At 65.0% G+C, this 19,200-nt stretch carries 16 protein-coding genes, 1 tRNA gene and 1 pseudogene; 3 read left to right on the forward strand and 15 right to left on the reverse strand.

The features are described from left to right. Nucleotides 1-85: 85 nt before the first annotated feature. The 7 genes from JOE66_RS14965 to topA form a co-directional block, all read right to left on the reverse strand. Complete coding sequence (locus tag JOE66_RS14965) at nucleotides 86-1,069, reverse strand: Gfo/Idh/MocA family protein (RefSeq protein WP_205110731.1); 984 nt, start codon at nucleotides 1,067-1,069, stop codon at nucleotides 86-88. 87 nt (nucleotides 1,070-1,156) lie between these two features. Continuing rightward, nucleotides 1,157-1,232 (reverse strand) — tRNA-Thr (locus JOE66_RS14970). A gap of 36 nt (nucleotides 1,233-1,268) precedes the next feature. Then, nucleotides 1,269-1,988: a TetR family transcriptional regulator gene (locus JOE66_RS14975; protein WP_205112070.1), complete on the reverse strand. Its 720-nt coding sequence runs from the start codon at nucleotides 1,986-1,988 to the stop codon at nucleotides 1,269-1,271. Between the two features lie 192 nt (nucleotides 1,989-2,180). Then, a complete protein-coding gene (locus JOE66_RS14980) occupies nucleotides 2,181-3,770 on the reverse strand; it encodes an alpha/beta hydrolase (protein WP_307827232.1) in 1,590 nt (529 codons plus the stop codon). After that, nucleotides 3,767-5,095, reverse strand: a complete 1,329-nt coding sequence (locus JOE66_RS14985) for a DNA polymerase III subunit delta' (protein ID WP_205110733.1) — start codon at nucleotides 5,093-5,095, stop codon at nucleotides 3,767-3,769. The genes JOE66_RS14980 and JOE66_RS14985 overlap by 4 nt, the downstream gene beginning before the upstream one ends. 72 nt (nucleotides 5,096-5,167) lie before the next feature. Further along, on the reverse strand, nucleotides 5,168-5,839 hold the full coding sequence (gene tmk, locus JOE66_RS14990) for a dTMP kinase (RefSeq protein WP_205112074.1): 672 nt from the start codon (nucleotides 5,837-5,839) through the stop codon (nucleotides 5,168-5,170). 11 nt (nucleotides 5,840-5,850) lie between these two features. Beyond that, nucleotides 5,851-8,832, reverse strand: coding sequence for a type I DNA topoisomerase (topA, locus tag JOE66_RS14995; RefSeq protein ID WP_205110736.1), 2,982 nt, complete (start codon nucleotides 8,830-8,832; stop codon nucleotides 5,851-5,853). A 200-nt stretch (nucleotides 8,833-9,032) separates the two neighbouring features. Between topA and JOE66_RS15000 the strand changes: the two genes are divergently transcribed. Beyond that, the gene (locus JOE66_RS15000; protein ID WP_205110738.1) at nucleotides 9,033-9,278 is read left to right on the forward strand and encodes a hypothetical protein; all 246 of its coding nucleotides are present in this window, start codon (nucleotides 9,033-9,035) and stop codon (nucleotides 9,276-9,278) included. Nucleotides 9,279-9,525: 247 nt separating this feature from the next. Here JOE66_RS15000 and JOE66_RS17860 read toward each other — a convergent pair. The 6 genes and pseudogenes from JOE66_RS17860 to JOE66_RS15030 form a co-directional block, all read right to left on the reverse strand. Next, nucleotides 9,526-9,843: pseudogene (locus tag JOE66_RS17860) on the reverse strand (Rv3654c family TadE-like protein); the annotation flags it as partial. Beyond that, nucleotides 9,840-10,199, reverse strand: coding sequence for a TadE family type IV pilus minor pilin (locus JOE66_RS15010; protein ID WP_205110740.1), 360 nt, complete (start codon nucleotides 10,197-10,199; stop codon nucleotides 9,840-9,842). The gene JOE66_RS15010 and the pseudogene JOE66_RS17860, both read right to left, overlap by 4 nt. Nucleotides 10,200-10,236: 37 nt before the next feature. Beyond that, nucleotides 10,237-10,404, reverse strand: a complete 168-nt coding sequence (locus tag JOE66_RS15015) for a DUF4244 domain-containing protein (RefSeq protein ID WP_239518853.1) — start codon at nucleotides 10,402-10,404, stop codon at nucleotides 10,237-10,239. A gap of 229 nt (nucleotides 10,405-10,633) precedes the next feature. Then, nucleotides 10,634-11,527, reverse strand: a complete 894-nt coding sequence (locus JOE66_RS15020) for a pilus assembly protein TadB (RefSeq protein ID WP_205110744.1) — start codon at nucleotides 11,525-11,527, stop codon at nucleotides 10,634-10,636. A gap of 14 nt (nucleotides 11,528-11,541) precedes the next feature. Continuing rightward, a complete protein-coding gene (locus tag JOE66_RS15025; RefSeq protein ID WP_205110746.1) occupies nucleotides 11,542-11,712 on the reverse strand; it encodes a hypothetical protein in 171 nt (56 codons plus the stop codon). 32 nt (nucleotides 11,713-11,744) lie between these two features. Next, nucleotides 11,745-12,878: a TadA family conjugal transfer-associated ATPase gene (locus JOE66_RS15030; RefSeq protein ID WP_205110750.1), complete on the reverse strand. Its 1,134-nt coding sequence runs from the start codon at nucleotides 12,876-12,878 to the stop codon at nucleotides 11,745-11,747. A 939-nt stretch (nucleotides 12,879-13,817) separates the two neighbouring features. Here JOE66_RS15030 and acs point away from each other — a divergent pair. Further along, entirely contained in the window at nucleotides 13,818-15,833 is a 2,016-nt protein-coding gene (gene acs, locus JOE66_RS15035; RefSeq protein ID WP_205110761.1) for an acetate--CoA ligase, read from the forward strand. 46 nt (nucleotides 15,834-15,879) lie between these two features. Here the strand turns inward: acs and JOE66_RS15040 are convergent, their stop codons facing one another. Together JOE66_RS15040 and sp36 are read right to left on the reverse strand one after the other, a co-directional pair. Beyond that, on the reverse strand, nucleotides 15,880-16,380 hold the full coding sequence (locus JOE66_RS15040; protein WP_205112076.1) for a RidA family protein: 501 nt from the start codon (nucleotides 16,378-16,380) through the stop codon (nucleotides 15,880-15,882). A 14-nt stretch (nucleotides 16,381-16,394) separates the two neighbouring features. Continuing rightward, nucleotides 16,395-16,634: a Sp36 family protein gene (sp36, locus tag JOE66_RS15045; protein WP_205110763.1), complete on the reverse strand. Its 240-nt coding sequence runs from the start codon at nucleotides 16,632-16,634 to the stop codon at nucleotides 16,395-16,397. Between the two features lie 103 nt (nucleotides 16,635-16,737). Here sp36 and JOE66_RS15050 point away from each other — a divergent pair, with 103 nt between their 5' ends. After that, nucleotides 16,738-19,197, forward strand: a complete 2,460-nt coding sequence (locus JOE66_RS15050; protein WP_205110774.1) for a transglycosylase domain-containing protein — start codon at nucleotides 16,738-16,740, stop codon at nucleotides 19,195-19,197. The last annotated feature ends 3 nt before the right edge of the window (nucleotides 19,198-19,200 follow it).

The following is a 19,200-nucleotide window of genomic DNA, read 5'->3' on the forward strand; positions in this document are numbered from 1 at the left end:
CCTGTCCGGTCACCTGAGAACGAAGGGTGTCGGTGATGCCGCGGCCACGACGTGCCCGGCCGTCACCCTCGCGGGGCCCCAGACGCTACTCGCCCGGGTAGACCAGACCGATCTGGCGGCGCACTTCGTCGAGCACGCCCATGATCGCGACACTCTCGCTGACCGGCAGCAGTTCACTTTCTCTGAGGCCCGCGTTCACGAGGCGTTCCAGTTCGGCCGCCTGGTACTGCATGCCTCGTGAGACAACCGGATGATCGAAGCTCTCGATCACGGTTCCCTCCGCGTCGATCACGCGGAACGTCGTCGGCTTGTACCAGGTGTCGTCGATCTCGATTCGGGCATCCGTGCCGATGACGGTCGCCGCATTCGGGCCCAGCGTGTCGAGAGCGCAGTGCAGCACCGAGCGCCCGGTCTCTCCGTGCTCGAAGATGATCGCCGTCTGCCGGTCGACGCCGGTGGACGTCTTCGTGGCCGAGGCGAGAATCCGCGTCGGCAGTCCCAGCACATCGACGGCGAACGACACCGGGTAGATGCCGAGGTCCAGCAGTGCTCCTCCACCCAGAGCGGGGTCATTGAGTCGGTGGGATGGGTCAGAAGGCAACTTCTGGTCGTGGTCGGCGAGCACGGTGTGCACCTCGCCGAGGGTTCCGGTCGCGATGATCTCGCGGATGCGCACCATGTGTGGCAAGAAACGCGTCCACATGGCCTCGAGCACCACCAGCTTGCTTCGTTCGGCTTCGTCGGCGATGAGCTGCGCTTCGAGGGCGTTGAGGGTGAAGGGCTTCTCCACCAGAACGTGCTTTCCGGCTCGCAACGCCAGCAGGGTGTTGGCGACATGCATCGGGTGCGGGGTTGCCACATAGATCGCATCGACGTCAGGGTCGGCTACGAGTTCTTCATAACTGCTATGCGCGGTCGGGTTCCCGAATTCCGCGGCGAACCTCTCAGCACCGCCGGCAGAACGCGAGCCAACCGCACTCAGAATGAGACCATTTGCCAGAAGGTCGGTGGCAAAGGCAGTGGCAATACCACCCGTGCCCAGAATTCCCCAGCGAATCGTGTGTGCCATCCGTTGCCAACCTCTCGTCGTGGCGCGCACGTGAGCGCAGCCAAACCATGAAGCCCCAGCGACCCTTGCGGGAGACTGGGGCTTCGATGGGGCCGCCTATCAGAATCGAACTGATGACCTATTCATTACGAGTGAATCGCTCTACCGACTGAGCTAAGGCGGCAATGGCCGATGGTTCGCACCGGCACAGCAAGCAAGCTTATAGGAGTGTATGGAGCTCGCGAAACGAGTTGGCCAGGAGCACAGGCATCGGCGGCGTGTCCGCCCGTTCGGCCCAGCAGCCCCAGGCGTGCCGCATCCCGGCAATCGCGACCAGGGCATAGAGGCGAGACCGTTCGTGAATGGCAGGATGATCGGGGGTTTCACGCTCGCCTGCTGGGCTCCGGGCACCCGTCGTCAACCGCTGCTCAACCAGTTCGGTCAGTTCGACTTCGAACTCGCGAAAGCTGCTGATTCGCTGCACCAACAACTGGGGATAGTCGCGAATCACGATCTTGCGAAGCGTGTGCATCTCAAAATCTTCGGTTTCTGCGTCAGACATCGAACTCAGCAACACGAGGAGGCCATCGAGGATGGGCTCGTCAGGCCCGGCGCCGAGGAATCGTGCGGCGACTTCGGGCGTGATGTCGAACGGGGTCTCGCCGAGAACAGCGGCCTCCTTCGACGGGAAGTAGTTGAAGAACGTTCGCGGGGAGATGTCGGCATGGCGACTGATCTCGTCGACGGTGACGTTGTCGAGGCCCCTGTCTCGACTGAGCTCGAGAACAGCGAACTGGATGCTGCGGCTGGTCGCGATTCGTTTTCGCTCGCGTAGCCCGGGCACTGCCGTCTCGGGCACGGCCGTCTCGGGCACCGCCGTCTCGGGCACGGGGGCTCCGGGAGCACCGGCGAGCTGCGTTGCGGTCGCGGTCGAGTTCATCACGGTGTCAATTATTGCAGACTCCGCAATTTTGCACCCACTTCACGCCTGCGCGTTTGCCTGAAATCCATACCTGCGCCGGTTGAGTAGGCCGAAGGTCGTATCGAAACCCCCACACGACCACAGTTCAACGTCAGCACCGCCCGATCTGGCCGGCGCCGCACCGGGTTCTTTCGCCGGAGTCGGCGACCCTCAGTTCGTGCACTTCGGGTCGCTCGCCGGCACCGTACCCGTCAGGAAGTACTCGTTCACGATCTTCTTGACACACGTCGAGGTGTTGTACGCCGTGTGGCCCTCGCCGACGTAGGTGATGAGCTGGGCGCTGGTGAGCTGCTTGGCCACAGACTGGGCGTCTTCGTACGGGGTGGCGGGATCGTCGGTCGTTCCGACCACGAGGATCGGCTTTGCGCCGACAGCACTCACCGGCCCGGGAGTGCGGGTTGCCGGCACCGGCCAGGCGGCACAGCCGATGTCGCCGTACGTCCACCACGGCCCGAACGTAGGCGAGGCTGCGATCAGTTCGGTGTTCTGCTGCGCGATCGTCGCGGGATCGGTGACGGCGGGATAGTCGAGGCAGTTGATGGCCGTGAAGGCCTCGGTCTGGTTGTTCTGGTACGTGCCGTCGGCGTTTCGGCCGTTGTACGCATCGGCGAGCTGGAACGCCAGGTCGGCCTTACCCTGCTTGACCTGCGTCACCATCTGCGTCAGGTACGGCCAGCTGTCCTGGCGGTAGAGCGGGTAGAAGATCGCCGTGAGCAGCGAGGCAGAACCGAGCTCCCGCCCGTCACTGGCGCGGATGGGGCTCGCATCGACAGCATTCAGAAGCGTCTGGACCTGTTTCGATGCGTTGTCGACGGTACCGGAGAACGGGCATCCGGAGCTGGCGAGGCAGTCCTTGAGGTAGGCACGCATCGCGCCCTCGAAGCCCTTGGCCTGGCCGAGAGTTGAGGCGAACCCGGTGGAGGTCGGGTCGACCACGCCGTCGAGCACAAGACGGTTCACCTTGGTCGGGAACATGTCGGCGTACACCGCACCGATGAAGGTGCCGTACGAGTAGCCGAGATAGTTGAGCCCGGTGTCTCCGATGGCCGCCCGCAGGGCATCGAAGTCCCGCACGGTGCTCTCGGTGTCGACGTGGCCGAGAAGGGCACCCGTCTTACTCAGGCACCCCGCGCCGAATGCCGTGGCACTCGCCTTGGCTGCCGCCTGCCACTGGGCAGAACCGTGCGCGCCGGGGATGACGTCGTAGAGGTAGGAGTCCATCTGGGAGGGGGTCACGCAGCTGACCTCCGTAGAGGCGCCGACGCCCCGCGGGTCAAACGCGACGATGTCGTACTGCTGCTGCAGCTCGGGGTCGACCGCGAAGTCAACGCTGTCTTTCACGAAGTCCACGGCCGAGACCCCGGGGCCACCCGGGTTGACGAACAGGCTGCCGAGCCGGTTACTGCCCTTGGCTGGCTGCTTGATCAGCGCGAGTGAGACCGTGTCGCCGGTGGGTTCGCTCCAGTCGAGGGGCACCACGGCCTTCGCGCACTGGAATCCCCCTCCGCAGTCGGCCCAGGCTAGGGTCTGGCCGTAGAACGGCTGCAGTGCCGCGTCGACTTTCTCGCCTGTGGGCGTCGAGCTGCCGGCGGGCTGGCCTGTGGAGGAGGTGCCTCCGGTTGCCCCGAACCACGTCGAGCAGCCGGAGAGCACCAGGGCAAGTGCGGTTGCCGCGGCGGCGAGGCCGAGCATCCGGTTGCGGGCGCGCGGGCGTGTGCGTGCGGGTGACGGTGACCTCACAGTTGGGCCTTTCGTGGTGCGGATGGAAGCGCCACGGTGATGAGCATGGCCTCCAGCGAGAGCGTGGGGGTGACGTTTCGCGAGATTCGGGTGCGCGCGACGGCGATCGAATCCATGATCGCCAACGTCTGTGCCGGTTCAGTATCGCGTGCGGCGGCCTCGATTTCGCTGTGAATCGCGAGGTTGATCGGCTCGAGCGTCGATTCGAGCTGCAGCAGCAGAATGTCGCGGTAGAGCGACAGCAGGTCGACGAGAATTCGGTCGATGCCGTCTCTCAGGCTTCGGGTCGCGCGGCGCTTCTGGTCTTCTTCGAGCGTCTTCACCTGCGAGCGCAGCCCCATCGGCACGGCCTGGCCCGGCTCGACCCCCAGGCTTCGAAGTGTGCTCTCGCGCTCTTCGGCGTCGCGCTCCTCGGTGATGGCTTCGGCATCGGCTTTCGCGAGCTCGAGCAGGCGCGCCGCGGCGAGCACGGCACCGGGAACGCTCCGGATGCCCAGGGCAACCTTCAGCGTCTCATCACGCCGCGCGCGGGCCTCGTGGTTGGTGGCGAGCCTGTGGGCCATGCCGATGTGGCTCTGCGCCTCGCGGGCCGCGCGTTCGGCCGTCGCCGTATCGACCCCGTCACGGCGTTCGAGCAGGCGGGCGACGTCTTTCGTGCTCGGAATGCGGAGGCGCACCGACCGCACACGCGAACGGATCGTGGGCAGCAGGTCTGCCTCGCTGGGCGCGCAGAGGATCCAGACCGTGCGCTCCGGCGGCTCTTCGAGCGCCTTCAGCAGCACGTTCGAGGTGCGCTCCGCCATACGGTCGGCGTCTTCGATGACCATCACCCGGTAGCGCGAGACGGAGGGCGAGAACTGCGAGCTCGCAACGAGGGTGCGGACCTCCTCGATGGAGATGATCACCCGGTCGGTACTGAGCACGGCAAGGTCGGGGTGCGTGCGTGCGGCGACCTGGCGGCAGTCAGCGCACACCCCGCAGCCGCCATTGCGGCACAGCAGCGCAGAGGCGAAGGCGTAGGCGAGGTTCGAACGCCCCGAACCGGGCGGGCCGGTGATGAGCCACGAGTGTGTCATGGCGCCGTGGCTCGAGGCAGAGTGATTCGCGCCGACAGGCACTTCACCTATCGGACCTGCCGACACCGGGGTAGCTGTTGCAGAGGCGGCAGTGGTCAGTGCGGTAGCGGCTGGACCAGCACTGGCCGGCCCAGCAATGTCCGGGGCAGCACTCGCCGGGGCAGCACTGGCCGGGGCAGCACTGGCCGCGGCCGCGCGGAAGACCTCGATGGCCTCACTCTGGCCGGTCAGCTCATCCCACACGCTCATACAGACAACCTACCCGGCGGCGCCGACAGCCCGGCGACCGCGCGCCAGCACTCAGCACTCAGCACTCAGCACTCAGAGCAGCGTGCTGATGCGATCGCGGATCAGCTGCGCGATGACCTCGGGCGGCTTCGTCGCGTCGATCACGACGAATCGCACCGGGTCAGCCGCAGCAATCGCCAGGAATGACTCGCGCACACGACGATGAAAATCGCTCTTCTCGGCCTCGAGCCTGTCAAATCGCTTCTGGGCGTTGTCGAGGCGCGCGCGGGCTTCGTCTTCATCGAGGTCGAGCAGAATGGTGAGATCGGGCCGCAGGCCTTCTGTCGCCCACTCCGAGATCTTCCGCACTTCCGCGCCGTCGAGAACCCGCCCGGAGCCCTGGTAGGCGACCGACGAGTCGATGTACCTGTCCTGGATGACGACGTCGCCGCGCGCGAGGGCCGGCCGCACCTTCGTCGCAATGTGCTGTGCGCGGTCTGCGGCGTACAGCAACGCCTCCGCCCGCGGGGTGATGTGGCCCCGGCTGTGCAGCACGATCTCGCGCACCTCGAGCCCGAAGTCGGTTCCGCCCGGCTCCCGGGTATGGATGATCGTGCGCCCCTGCCCCGCGAGCCAGCTTTCGAGCAGCGCCGCCTGGGTCGACTTGCCCGACCCGTCACCACCTTCGATCGTGACGAACAGCCCGCGCGCCGAGCGCGCAGGCTCCGGGACCACATCTTCCGGGCCCACTTCACCCAGGCCCATCACGTCCGGACTCACTTCTTGGGGGCAGCCTTCTTCGCCGCAGCAGCCCTCGCAGGAGCGGCTTTCGCGGTAGCAGTCTTCGCGGTTGCGGTCTTCGCGGTAGCAGTCTTCGCGGTAGCAGTCTTCGCTGGAGCCTTCTTCGCCGGCGTCTTCCGCGCCGTCGTCGCCCTCGCCGTGGTTGTGCGGGGTTTGGCCGGGCCCTTCGCCCGCTTGTCGGCGAGGAGCTGCACGGCACGGTCGAAGTCGATGTCTTCGATCATCTCGGCCTTGGGAATCGTGGCATTGGTCACACCGTCGGTGACGTAGGCGCCGAAGCGACCGTCTTTGATCTTGATCGCCTTGCCGCTCTCGGGGTCGGGGGCCTCGAATTCCTTCAATGCACTGGATGCCCGACGTGCGCCATATTTCGGAGCCGCGAACAGTTCCAGCGCGCCCGGCAGGTCGATTTCGAAGATCAGGTCTTCGCTGTCGAGCGACCTCGTGTCTGTTCCGCGCTTGAGGTACGGGCCGAACTTGCCGTTCTGGGCAGTGATCGACTCGCCCAATTCGGGGTCGTCGCCGACCGTTCGCGGCAGGGAGAGCAGTTTCAGCGCGGTTTCGAGGTCGATAGCGGCGAGATCCATCGTCTTGAAGAGCGAAGCGGTCCGCGGTTTGACGGCAGCCGCAGCCTTCGCGGCCTTCTTGACCGGAGCCTTCTTGACCGGAGCCTTCTTGACCGGCGCCTTCGTTGCGCTGGTCGTGGACGCCGCAGCAGCGGACGTCGGCTCAGCGACAGGTTCGGCAAGAAGTGCAGCCGCAGCTTCAGCCAGGGCGACTGTGGCCTCCATGTCGACGACCGGTTCCGGCTCGAGCTCGGTGACGTAGGGGCCGAATCGGCCGTCCTTCGCCACGATGTTCTTGCCGTTCTCGGGGTTCACGCCGATCACGCGGTCGGTCACGACGGGTGCGTCGATGAGCTCCTGTGCCTTGGCGAGCGTGAGTTCGTCGGGGGCGAGCTCCGGCGGGATGTTGACCCGTCGCGGGGGTGTGATCTCCCCGGTCGAGGTGTCCAGATCATCCGCGACCTCGAGATAGGGGCCGTACTTACCGATTCGCAGGGTGATCTCGTCAGACAGCGCAATCGAGTTGATCGCGCGCGCATCGATGTCGCCGAGGTTGTCGATGACGTCGCGAAGGCCCTTGTGACCCTCGTTGCCGAAGTAGAAGCCGTTGAGCCAGTCGACGCGGTCTTCTTCACCACCGGCGATCTTGTCGAGGTCGGATTCGAGTTCGGCGGTGAACTCGTAGTTCACGAGCTCGGCGAAGTACTCCTCGAGCAGTCGCACGACCGAGAACGCGATCCAGTTCGGCACGAGCGCCTGGCCTCGCGGGGTGACGTACCCGCGGTCGATGATCGTCGAGATGATCGAGGCGTACGTCGACGGGCGCCCGATTCCCAGCTCGTCGAGGGTCTTCACCAGGCTCGCCTCGGTGTAGCGCGGGGGCGGGCTGGTCTCGTGGCCCGCTGCGTCGACAGACACCGCGGCGAGCGCCTGGCCCGTGACGAGCGGAGGCAGCTTGGATTCCGTCGGCTCATTCGAGGCGTTGCGCTCTTCGTCGACGCTCTCTTCATACGCGAGCATGAAACCGCGGAACGTGATGACCGTGCCGCTCGCCGAGAATTCCGCCAGGGTGGTCTTCGTCAGGCCTTCGACCGAAGTTGGGCCCGCCTCGATGGTGACCGAAGCCGTCGAACCCTTCGCGTCAGCCATCTGCGATGCCACAGTGCGCTTCCAGATGAGTTCATAGAGCTTGAAGTCGTTGCCGCGGAGTGCCGATGCGAGCTGCGCGGGAGTGCGGAATGTCTCACCGGCGGGGCGGATCGCCTCGTGGGCCTCCTGCGCGTTCTTGCCCTTGCCTGAGTAGAGGCGAGGTTTGTCGGGCACCGTCTCTGCGCCGTAGAGCTGGGTCGCCTGTGACCTGGCTGCGTTCAGGGCCTGCTGCGAAAGCGACGGCGAGTCGGTTCGCATATAGGTGATGTACCCGTTCTCGTAGAGCGACTGGGCAACACTCATCGTCTGCCGGGCAGAGAACCGGAGCTTGCGCGCCGCCTCCTGCTGAAGGGTGGATGTAGTGAACGGCGCAGCCGGTCGCCGCGTGTAGGGCTTCGATTCGACGTTCGAGACACGGATGCTCACGCCGGGGTCTTCGAGGGCACCAGCCAGTGCCTGCGCCTGCGTCTCGCTCAGCATGGTGGCCTTGCTCTTGAGCTGGCCCTGCTCGTCGAAGTCGCGACCGGTCGCGATCCGTTCGCCGTTCACGCGCACGAGTCGAGCACCGAACGGGAGTGCATCGGCTCTTCCGATGCTGGCAGCATCTGCGAGCACTGCGTTGAGATCCCAGTAACTGGCTGCGGTGAACGCCAGGCGTTCGCGTTCACGTTCCACGACAAGGCGGGTGGCTGCGGACTGCACGCGCCCTGCCGAAAGACCAGGCCCGACCTTCCGCCACAGCACGGGCGAGATCTCGTAGCCGTAGAGGCGGTCGAGAATGCGGCGGGTCTCCTGCGCATCGACCAGCGCTTCGTCGATATCACGAGTGTTGTCCCTGGCGTGCTCGATCGCCTCTTTGGTGATCTCATGGAAGACCATGCGCCGCACCGGAACCTTGGGCTTCAGTACTTCGAGCAGGTGCCAAGCGATGGCTTCACCTTCGCGGTCCTCATCAGTTGCAAGATAGAGTTCGTCGGCGTTGGCCAGCGCCTTCTTCAGCTCGGCAACCGTCTTCCTCTTCTCCGGCGACACGACGTAGTACGGAGCGAATCCATTCTCGACGTCGACGGAGAACTTGCCCAATGAGCCTTTCTTGAGCTCCGGCGGGAGGTTTTTCGGCTCGACAAGGTCGCGAATGTGGCCGACCGAGGCCTGGACCTCGTATCCGTCGCCCAGGTACTGCGCGATGGATTTCACCTTGGTTGGTGACTCGACGATGACGAGCTTTCTCGGGCCTGACACTGTGCTCCCTGACGTTTCATGGGTTTGCGGGCCTGCACCTCGCGTGCTGGTCCGTCAGCCACACCATACACACCCCCTCCGGTGCAATGCCTAATCACGTGGCAGCGGGGATCGGGTCGCCGACGGTGTTTTCGCCCTTGCCCATACAGGAATGAGGAGGATGATGAGGGTCGTAACTCAATGGAGAGGAGTTGACTGACGTGTCAACAACCAACGCTTCGACCTATACCGCGAAGCTCACCGACGGGCCACTAGAGGGCAAGACCATCCGCACGGACTTCACCGTGGAAGGCGATCCGCAGCCCAGATTGACGATCCCCACGAATTCAGAGGCGAAGGAATACCTCTATATCCGCGGAGGCAGCATCGAGTTCGGAGCCGACGACTCACACAGCCGCCAGCCGAGTGCCGTGGACTATCGATTCGTGCAGGCGGTCTTCCACTGACCGCTGCTGATCTGACCGTCTGCTGATCTGACCGTCTGCTGATCTGACCGTCTGCTGATCTGACCGCCTGACGACCGACAGCACCACGCCGGCCGGGCTCCCGACTTTCGGGCAGCCCGGCCGTTTCCTTTCGTAGAACGCCTGGCGCTGTCGGGTCTGTCTCCGCCATCGGACTCGCCTCAGGTGAAGGGCCGGCCCTGGCGTGCACCGTGACCGTCACTCCCCAGATCGTTCTGGTCACCGTAACTTTCGCGATGAGGCCCTCGACCGTGCACGCCGTCACTTCGCTACCACCGAGTCCCGACGCTGTGGCCGCATTCTCACAGGGAAATCCCGCCACCGCACCCGACGCCGTGTCTGCTGCAGCGAGCGCGGCGGATTCGGCGTCGGCACGGAGTTGCCCTTTCTCGCTGAGCGCGGTCGACACGGCGAGCACCAAGACGACAACCGCCATCAGTACAGCGATGACGGCGAGGGTGATCACGGAGCCCGATCCACGATCATCGCGCAGGAACGACCAGAGCCCCGCCGGGCGGCACCATTCGCGACAGTGACCGGTCATCATCTACCGCCACTCATCGCGCAGGACCGTGCACCGACCTCAAAGCCGAGTTCTGTTTCGCCCAGAACCACGGGCGCAGAAACGGTGGCGCAGATGAAGTCCCCTTCGGTATTCGTCAGCAGGGAATGCGCGCCGACCAATTCCGTCACTCTGGCTTCAGCGGCGGCCGGCGACTCGTCCCTGCCGAGGCTCCGTGCGGCAATCGATGCGGCATCGACAAGCCGAAGGCGGAGACTCCCCGCCTGGAGTGCACCGAGCGCGAGCGCGAGCACCAGGATCGCGGCCGGAAGGGTCAGGGCGAACTCTGCCGTCACCGTTCCCTCGTCTCGGCCGAGGGCCGCCTGGAGACTCCTGCACATCGATGAAGGCACCGTTCGCCGAGCCGGCTGCGACGGGTCAACCAGCGACGGTGAGCGCATGATGGATCATCTCTGTGAGCATGCCGCGCACCTCGTCACCCCTCAGAATGACGACAAGGAGGCCGGCGAAGCCCACCGCCGCCATCGTCGCTATGGCGTATTCGGCCGTGACGGAGCCGGTCTCGTCAGCGAAGGCCGACTTCATGGCGTCGATGCGGGCCCGGGCGGCGTTGAGCAAGTGAATGGTCCTGGTTCTGAGTCGAGTCATGCGCGGATCTCCGGTCTGTGATGTGGGGTCGAATGTGAAATGTGTTGTTCGTTTCCCCATCGTCGGTCTCAGAATCCGGCGACAGAGCGGATGTCTCATGATCTGTGGAAACGGGAGCGAGATCGCGCTTGTGGAGGAGACCATCGCTGGAATCGCGGCGGCGTCTTCAGTTGCCTGGGCTCCCCAGAGTTGTGGCGATGACGCCGAGCAGGAGCGGAGCGACGCCCAGCAACATGAACGCCGGCAGCACGCAGACCCCCATCGGCACCGTCAGCCGGACTCCGAGCGTCGCCGCCCGGGCCTGGCTCACCGCCAGTGCTGCGCGACGGGCCTGAGCACCCTCGGCGCGGAGGAGTTCTGCCGCCGGCACGCCAGCTCGACGCGAGAGGTCGAGAACAGCATCCAGTCGGCCCTGGGCACCCAGGTCTTCGAGGCGATTCGAGGCCAGCGCTTCGGCCACTACTCGGCCTGCGCGATCCAGTGACACTCCCCCGCTGAGGGCGACGGCCGTGAGTTCGAGGGTGATTCCCGGGAGCGAGAGGGAGGGCATGGCCGAGGCCACGAGAACCGAGTTCCACCAGCGGGAGGCCAGGAGAAGCCCCGCACCACTACCGAGACAGACAAGGCCGGGCAGAGTGGAAACGAGGGTGGACACCGTATCGAAGCCGAGGACAGTGCCGAGTGCCAGCCCGAGCACGGGCAGCGCCGACATGAGTCGTGCGCTCAACACGGGAGCGGAGAGCGCGACATCGATCGAGCGTTGGATGTCACCGAGTTCGACCAGTGCGGCAGCGAAGTGCCGGAGACACACACTCACCGGGGCCCCGCTGACCGTGGCCACGGACCACGCTGCTGCGACCGCTGACCACGCTTGGCGTGTTCGCGGATCGCATGCTCGCGCCGCAGCAGCAATCGCGAGGTCGAGAGGAGCGCCCCTCTCGAGCGCGCCCGCCACCGTTGCAATGACCGCTTCGGAGCTGCGCGTGCGCTCGGTACCGACCGCGGTCCCCGCAAGGTAGGACCAGGCGCCGACCGGCGAAACTCCGGCCTCCACCAGCACGGCAAGACGCTGCGTTATAACGGCGACCTCATCGACGTGCGTGCCGCGCCGAGCTGTTCGCCAGCTTCGATGATTGCGTGGTGAAGGCGGAGGAGGCGGGCGCCTTCCAGGAGTTGCCCGAGTTCGGAGCCGACGACCACGCGAGCCGCGCACCCCGTCACCCACCCCTTCAGCAAGGTGGTCACGGATCGGGCCACTCCGGCGGTAGGGCATGAGGTCACGCATGTCGGCCTGCCTTCACTGTGCCCTGCTCCTGATTCCCGGCCCGCCCACGCCCCCGACTGACAGCCTCGTGGTCGGTCCGGAGCGGATTGATTCTTCGCTCGCGCCCGAGGCCGGGCGGCGACGAAGTGGTCGAGTCGAGTTGCGCCCGCACGATTGCCAGGCGATCGTGCGCATCGAGTTCGAAGTGACCGACTTCAGCGAGTCGACGACGGCCGTTCGACCGCTGCAGATGGAAGACGACCTGAATGGCGCTCATCGCTTGGCGCGCGAGGGCCTCCGGAGTCAGACCGGCGAGTGAGCCGAGCGCCTCGAGCCGGGCGGGCACGTCGCTGAGGGAATTGGCATGCAGGGTTCCCGCCCCTCCATCGTGACCGGTGTTGAGAGCCGAGAACAATTCGCGAACCTCTGCACCCCGGCATTCACCGAGCACCAGGCGATCCGGGCGCATTCTCAGAGCCTCGCGGAGGAGGCGGTCAAGACCGATCCCACCGGCCCCCTCGACATTGCTCTGCCTGGCCTCGAGTGCAACGAAATGATCATGCTCGACTCGCAGTTCTGCGACGTCTTCGATCGCCACGATTCGTTCGTCCGACGGCGCCTCAGCTAGAAGCGCCGCCAGGAAGGTGGTCTTGCCCGAGCCTCCCGCACCGGAGATAAGGATGTTCGAACGCGTGCGCACGCACTCCTCGACGAACTGCCTCAACTGTGCTGATGAGGTCCTCGACAAAAGCGCTGATGACGGCGGGCAGTCGTGCTCCTCCTCGGCCGGATCGAAGAAGCCCGAGAACGACAGGTCCGAAATCCGGAGCCGGGCGGCGGAGGGGATCCTCACAGAGATGACGGTTCCCTGTGGTGCCACCGGGGGCAGGACCGCGTGCACACGGATGCCGTCATGCAGTCGGGTATCGACGCAGGGTGTCGACTCGTCGATGTGGCGACCTCCCAACGCAATCAACCGCACGGCCAGCTGGCGGAGCTCCGCTTCACCCGGGCACGACCACGACTCGTCCCTACTGAGACCAGAGCCACGATCGATCCAGAGGTCGTTCGGCCCGTTGATGAAGATGTCGGTCACAGACGCGTCGTCGAGAAAGCGCGCGAGTGGGCCGAAGTCGGCTGATCCCATACGTGGTGGGGATTCGGTGCTCTCGCTAGTCGTCTCTCCTCCCCGGATCTCTTCAGGCCTCGACCGAGGCAGCTGGCCGCGGGCGGTCACAGACTCTGGGATCGATCGCACCGCCGTTGACTCGCCGCTGCTCAGCCGCCGCCGGGCCACGTATCTCCCAGTAGGAAGGTCGGGTCGCCCTCCGACGAGAGGGAACGGTGGAACGGCATCCAAGGACTTGTTCATACCGGGAGCATAGGAAATGACTGCCGAGCAGCAGGCCAGGCAACGTTGCTCTGTGGTCAACCGAGCCAGGCGCCGGGCTGGGGAGGAGATGAGACGCCCAAACCCTGCACAGATGCCTGTCTGAAACCCGCCGCCAGAGCCGACCTGCCGGTGGTTAAACCAGACCTGGCCGCGCAGATGACCGCCTGGCCGTTAAATGAAGGGGGCGGCACCATTTGGGGGAAAAGGTGCCGCCGTAGCAACGCATGATTGGGGGGAATCAGTATTGCGTTGCATCCAAATCAGAATCGACTTGGTAGAAAAGAGTTTACCTACCGGAAACACGAGCGCAAACCGTATCGGGAAATTCTCAGCAAGAATTCTCTTTTCCACGCCCGATTCGTCCGGCCGACAGACGGCAAGCATCCTTCTGGGCAGAACAGGGCCACCAGCCAGATGGCCGACACCGCAACCCTCGCAGTGACCCCCGAGGTACTCGTTGTAATGACCATTGCAACGGCCAATTCAGTGAACGTTGCAGCAATCACGGCTGCAACGAACGACGCAGGGGGACCCACACCTCGTTCCACACCCGATCGACATCTCGAACGACACTGCAACTCACTGCAGCGCGCTGCAACGCCCAAGGTCCCACAATTGAAAGGGCGCTCTCCCGGGAACGATGACGCGCCAGGGGGCCAGAGCAGCGCAGACACCACGGAGCAAAGGAGCACCATGAGCAACAGCATCGACAATCTTCTTCACGAGACACGGAGGTTCACGCCCTCGGAGGAGTTTCGGGCCAATGCTGTGGCAGGAGCAGACCTCTACGACCGGGCATCCAGTGACCGCCCCGCATTCTGGGGAGAGCAGGCGCGCGAGCTCCTGCACTGGCACACGCCTTTCACCCGAACCCTCGATTGGAGCAACCCGCCGTTCGCAAAATGGTTCGACGATGGCCAGCTCAACGTCGCCTACAACTGCCTCGACCGCCACGTCGAAGCGGGCAACGGCGACCGCGTCGCGCTGAACTGGGAGGGCGAGCCCGGCGACAGCAAGACCTTCACGTACGCGGAGCTCACGGCCGAGGTGAAGAAGGCGGCCAACGTCCTTGCCGGTCTCGGCATCGGCCAGGGCGACCGCGTCGCGATCTACCTGCCGATGATCCCCGAAGCCGTCATCTCGATGCTCGCCGTTGCTCGCCTCGGTGCCGTGCACTCGGTCATCTTCGGCGGGTTCAGCGCCGAGAGCCTCCGCGCCCGCATCGACGACGCCAGCGCCAAACTGGTCATCACAGCAGACGGCGGCTGGCGCAAGGGCAAGGTTTCAGCGCTCAAGCCTGCCGTCGACGCCTCCCTCACAATCGGCGGGCCCGAGAATCCCTCCACAGTCGAGCATGTGCTCGTGGTGAAGCGCGGCAACAACGACGTAGCGTGGGTACACGGCAGAGACCTCTGGTGGCACGACCAGATCGACGCCGCGAACCCCGAGCACGAAGCCCAGCCCTTCCCGGCAGAGAACCCGCTGTTCATCCTCTACACCAGCGGCACGACCGGCAAACCGAAAGGAATCCTCCACACCACCGGCGGCTACCTCACCCAGGTCGCCTTCACCCACAAGAACATCTTCGACCTGCACCCCGAAACCGATGTCTACTGGTCGACAGCCGACGTCGGCTGGATCACCGGGCACAGCTATGTCGTCTACGGCCCCCTCGCCAACGGCGCGACCCAGGTGATCTATGAGGGCACGCCAGACGCTCCCCACCCGGGCCGGTGGTGGGAGATCATCCAGAAGTATGGCGTCACCATTCTGTACACCGCCCCCACCGCCATCCGCACCTTCATGAAGCTCGGGCACCACATTCCTGCCCAGTTCGACCTCACCAGCCTTCGCCTGCTCGGTTCGGTCGGTGAGCCGATCAACCCCGAGGCGTGGGTCTGGTACCGCGACGTGATCGGCGGCGGCACAACCCCTGTGGTCGACACCTGGTGGCAGACCGAGACGGGCGCGATCATGGTTTCAGCACTGCCCGGCGTGACCACGCTCAAACCGGGGTCTGCGCAGGTGGCCGTGCCGGGCATCCACATCGAGGTTCTGGATGATCAGGGCACCCCTGTGCCGAAGAACTCCGGCGGCCTGCTCGTCGTCTCCGAACCGTGGCCGGCGATGCTGCGAGGGATCTGGGGCGACCCCGACCGCTTCGTCGAGACGTACTGGAGCACGTTCCCCGGCAAGTACTTCGCCGGCGACGGCGCCAGGCTCGACCGCGACGGCGACATCTGGCTGCTCGGTCGTGTCGACGACGTGATGAACGTGTCGGGCCACCGCCTGTCGACCGCCGAGATCGAATCGTCGCTGGTGTCGCACCCGCGGGTGGCGGAGGCCGCAGTGGTCGGCGCGACAGACGAGACCACCGGCCAGGCCGTCGTTGCGTTCGTGATCGTGCGCGTCATCGAAGATGACGACGAGCCGGGCGCAGCGAAGGCCCTGGCCGACGAGATTCTCGACGAGGTGGTCGCCGAAACTGTCGAGAGCCTCGCTGCAGAGCTGCGCGCCCACGTCGCCACGCAGATCGGCGCGATCGCCCGGCCCAAGCAGGTCTTCATCGTGGCTGAGCTGCCCAAGACCCGATCGGGCAAGATCATGCGCCGCCTGCTGCGCGACGTGGCGGAGGGCCGGGAGATCGGCGACACCACCACGCTCGCCGACACCCAGGTGATGAAGATCATCAGCGGTACGGTCGGCTAGCGCGGCGCGGGGCGGCGGGCGCCCGTTTCGAGCGCCCGCCCCCCACCTACTCGAACGAGACGATGATCTCCACTTCGACCGGCGAATCGAGAGGCAGCACGGCCACCCCGACTGCCGAACGCGCGTGCACTCCGGCCTGGCCGAACACGTCGACCAGAAACTCCGACGCACCGTTGATGACGCCCGGCTGCCCATAGAACGACGGGTCGCTGGCAACGAACCCGGTCACCTTGACGACCTGAGTCACGCGGTCGAGCGAGCCGAGCACGCTCTTCACCGCAGCCAACGCGTTCAGGGCGCTGAGCTGCGCGAAGGCCTTCGCGTCAGACGGCGACACGAGACCGGATGCCCCACCGCCGTCACCCGCCTCATCGACGGTGGCGGGTTCGCCCACCTTGCCGGTCTGGCTGAGCAATCCGCCGACGAAGGGCAGCTGCCCGGCAGTGAACACCAGGTTGCCCGAGATCACCGCGGGAACATAGGCACCGGCGGGAGCGGAGACGGTGGGAAGGGCGACGCCCAGTTCGGCGAGGCGTTTCTCGATCATCCCGAGCGGTTCGCTCACTGCGCAGCCCCCTCGGCACCAGGTTCGCTGTTCCACGACCCCGCCGCAGCAGCAGCAGAAGCGGCAGCAGCGGCTGGCTCAGACCCCTGCAGCGGGCGCTTCATGTACGCGACGATTCCACCCTGTTCGTTGGTGACGATCTGCACGAGCTCCCAGCCGTCTGACCCCCAATTGTTCAGAATCGCAGCGGTGTTGTGAATCATCAGCGGTGTGGTCACGTACTCCCACGTAGTCACGCGGTGCTCCTTTGGCTCTTTATCAGGTTTGTCACTTAAGCTCGATCTTATGTCTGCCCCGAAACGTAAGGTTAGTGGCGCGGTCGGAGCTCTCCTGGGTGTCGTGGGTATCAGTGCAATCGCTGGCGTTCTCATCACGGCCATGGTCACGCCCGCCCTCGCCGTCACCGGCCTCGCCGCCAACAGCACCATCAGCGTGTTCGAGAACCTGCCAAGCTACATCAAGCCCGACGCTCTTTCGCAGACCTCCAGCCTCTACGGCAAGAACCAGGACGGCTCGAACGTACTGCTCGCGTCGTTCTACGTGCAGAACCGCCAGACGGTCGGCTGGAACGACATTTCGCAGTACGTGAAAGACGCCCTCGTCTCCACCGAAGACCCGCGCTTCTACGTGCACGGCGGCATCGATGTGCAGTCGACCACCCGCGCGCTCGTCGGCAACTTCATCTCGGGCGGCATCCAGAGTGGCGCTTCGACGATCTCGCAGCAGTACGTCAAGAACATCCTCGTTCAGCGCGCCGAGGCGATCAGTGACCCCGACCAGGAGAAGGCCGCCTACGCCGAAGCCACGGCCACAACCTTCGACCGCAAGCTCAAAGAGATGAAGCTCGCGATCGGGCTCGAGAAGGAATACAGCAAAGACGACATTCTGCTCGGCTACCTGAACATCTCGCTGTTCGGCGGGCGCGTCTACGGCATCCAGGCAGCGTCGGAGTACTACTTCGGCGTCGGGGCCAACCAGCTCACCCTCCCCCAGGCCGCCAGCCTCATCGCCACGGTGAACGAGCCAGAAGCCCTGCGCATCGACATCCCCGAGAACATCGACTTCAACAAGGCCCGGCGCGACAAAGACGTTCTCGCCTCCATGCTCAAAGAGCACACCATCACCCAGCAGCAGTTCGACGACGCCGTCGCCACGCCCGTTGAGCCCCACATCACCGAGCCCTCAACTGGCTGCCAGACGGCCATCAGCGGCGCCGGATTCTTCTGCGACTACGTCAAGAAGATCATCGAGCAAGACCCGATCTTCGGCGCCTCGGCAGACATCCGTGAGAAGAACCTCACCACCGGCGGCTACAAGATCTACACAACCCTCGACATGAACCTGCAGAAGGCTGCAGACGACACCACGAAGTACTACATTCCCTACAGCGGCAATTCGCTCGACCTGGGCAGTTCGCTCGTCACCGTTCAGCCCGGCACGGGTCGCGTCACCTCCATGGCGCAGAACAAGAACTTCTCCGAAGCTCCGGATGCTCCCGCCGACGCCACCTCGGTGAACTACTCCACCGACTACGCGTACGGCGGTTCGACCGGGTTCCAGGTCGGGTCGACGTACAAGCTGTTCACGCTCATCGCCTGGCTCCAGGCCGGGCACTCGCTCGGTGACATCGTCAACGGTGCAAACGGCCAGAAGTTCAACATGGCGAGTTTCAAGAACTGTGAAGGCACCGGCGGCGGAACCTACAGCCCCCAGAATGACGCCGGCGAGGCCGGTGGCCGCGCAAGTGTGCTGACCCAGTTCGAGGAGTCGGTCAACAATGCCTTCATCGCCATGTCGCAGCAGCTTGATGCCTGCGCCATTCGCGACGTTGCCACCTCTCTCGGCGTGCACCGCGCAGACAACACTCCGCTGCAGACCAACATCACCGCGGTACTGGGTACCAATGAGATCGCTCCACTCACGATGGCCGCGGCCTACGCCGGCGTCATCAACCAGGGAATGTTCTGCACCCCGGTCGCCATCGACAGCATCACTGACGCCAACGGCGCCCCGGTCGCGGTTCCGCAGACCACATGCACCCAGGCGGTCGATCCCAAGATCGCCACCGCAGCGAACTACGCGATGCAGGGTGTCATCCAGAGCGGAACGGCAACACCGGCGAACCCGCGTGACGGCGTCTCCCACGCTGGCAAGACCGGAACCACCGACAACGAAGAGAGCATCTGGCTTGTGGGTGGCACCACGAAGCTGGTCACCGCGTCGATGACGGCGAACGTGAGCGGTCACGTATCGATCAGGCACACCACAATCAACGGCCCAGGCAGCGGCGGCGTGAACAGCGGCCAGTCGAGGCTGCTCATGTGGCGCGACTTCTACAAGAACACCGCCGACGCGTATGGCGGAGACAGCTTCCCGACCCCCGATCGCAACCTCACAACCGGCGTCTCTGTCACCGTGCCCGATGTCTCGGGCCTCTCCGTCGACGCGGCAGACACACGACTCACCAACGCCGGATTCGTGACCTCAGACGGCGGCCAGGTCGACTCTGACAAGCCCGCGGGCCAGATCGCCAGAACCGACCCACCAGCTGGCACCAGCATCACCAAGGGCTCGAACGTGACGATGTACACCAGCAATGGCAAGCTGAGCTCACTGCCCGATACAACGGGCCAATCGATCGGAGCGGCTACATCAGCTCTGAACGGCTGGAACGTGACGAGCACGGCGTCGACCGACCCGAAGTGCACCCCAGACACCGTGGTGAGTCAGACACCCGGCGCCGGGCTCGTGAACAAGTCGTCGACCACGGTTACCCTCGTCGTCTGCCCGAAGAAGTAGGGC

The organism is Subtercola frigoramans, from assembly GCF_016907385.1.
Taxonomy (GTDB): Bacteria; Actinomycetota; Actinomycetes; order Actinomycetales; family Microbacteriaceae; genus Subtercola; species Subtercola frigoramans.